This is a genomic window from Leifsonia sp. HAY1-4F (genome assembly GCF_056755275.1).
This window is the reverse complement of sequence record NZ_JBNDHX010000705.1, coordinates 1-231: the sequence shown is the minus strand read 5'-3', so window position 1 is coordinate 231 and position 231 is coordinate 1. Positions and strand designations below refer to the sequence as shown.

Below are 231 nucleotides of genomic sequence, written 5' to 3'. Positions count from 1 at the left end.
AGATGTGTATAAGAGACAGGTCAGGAGGAGCAGCGCGAGCATTCCGGCGACTTCGCCGTCCTCCGGCAGGACGGTGTGGGGCATCCGTGCCAGGTGGATGGCCTGGTCGGGCAGATCGACGTCGTGGATGGCGTCTCCGGTGGTCACGGTGTGCCCCTCTGAGAACATGACGTAGATGGCGGCGAGCACCGCCTCCAGCCGGTCGTCGGCGCCGAGGGGAGCGGGGAACGC

1 protein-coding gene is annotated in these 231 nt (G+C 67.1%); it reads right to left on the bottom strand.

Annotation, left to right across the window (positions count from 1 at the left end; genetic code table 11):
* The coding region (locus ACPYOG_RS21050) for a DUF6596 domain-containing protein (protein ID WP_481295981.1) at positions 1 to 231 on the bottom strand (231 nt) is incomplete at both ends.